The organism is Vibrio sp. YT-18, from assembly GCF_033337345.1.
In the GTDB taxonomy this organism is placed as follows: domain Bacteria; phylum Pseudomonadota; class Gammaproteobacteria; order Enterobacterales; family Vibrionaceae; genus Vibrio; species Vibrio alginolyticus.
On record NZ_JAWOQO010000205.1, the window covers coordinates 1 to 1,127 of the forward strand.

At 43.7% G+C, this 1,127-nt stretch carries 1 pseudogene; it reads right to left on the reverse strand.

Features of this window, described 5'->3' with window-relative positions:
- Positions 1 to 404: 404 nt before the first annotated feature.
- A pseudogene (locus R7M72_RS25450) lies at positions 405 to 1,127 on the reverse strand (PAS domain-containing protein); the annotation flags it as partial.

Sequence of the window (1,127 nt, forward strand, 5' to 3'; positions counted from 1 at the left end):
AATCGTCTTTTTTACCAGCGAAATTAAGGGGGTGATTATGCTTTTTTTACAAGAAAAATGAAGTCTAATTTCCCATTTATCAAAGAAGAATGGCGGATTGATAAATAGTGCAATACAACACTTTTTAGCTACGGTGTCTTTTCGTTTTAAGAAGAGGAAAGTTCCGCCGGAGCCGCTAGGAAATCTGCTCAATTAAGAAGAGTGCTTGAGGCCGTCGCTAAGATTAATGGTGTTTGTGAAAATGTCAGCTCGTACTAGTTCGTTGAGTGCATAGGAGCATACATTCACCGTTTACATGTCGTGCATTTTGTTTTTTGAGAGGGGAGAGTGCGTACCACCCATAGGCAGAAAACAATAGGTATAAAAAGCCCCGCATTGAGCGAGGCTTGTATTTTATGAGAGGTTTAGCTAGTGAGCAGTCTTTGCAATTTGTCTCGCTGTGCTTCGATGTAAGCACGTTCAGGGCTCTGTTCTTTACAGTGTTCAAGAATAAACTCAATTGAACTCAGAACCGTTCTCCAGCGCGGTGTTTTAGGCAGAGTTTCGATACGCATGTATTTATCGAGCGTGCGGGTTTGCAGTGTGCTTCGGTCGAGGTAGACGCGCCACAGTCCACTTTGTTCGGCAAACGCAAATTTACTTTCACCCGTAACAGACTCCCAATAGTCCAATGCATGCGTCATGGCATCGACCAACACTTCACGCATCAAATCTTGCTTATCTTTTTTGTTGCCCAAAGCCTTATCAGCCAAACGAGTAAACTCTCCACCAAGCTCTTTGAGTTTCTGCAACTGGTCTCTATCACCATCGAATGCATAACTTGAGTGTACTTCTACCGCAGTTTCAAGGTTATGAATACGCGCGGCGTTAGCTCCACCACCGACATTAAAGATGTACATCACAGCTAAGCCAGAGCCTTCTGGCAGTTTTAGAAGGTTGGCTTCAATGTTTTGACGAATATCCTCGATGTAGATATCAATCTTGCCGCAATAATGAGGCTGCTTCACCGTCAAATATTTTGGTGCGATCAGTTCGTCAGCTGATGAGCGTTTAAGTTGCTCTAAACTGCGTTTGAATAGCTTACAAGCCGCTTCGTTGGCAAAACGAATACGCTGATCTTCTCGCAG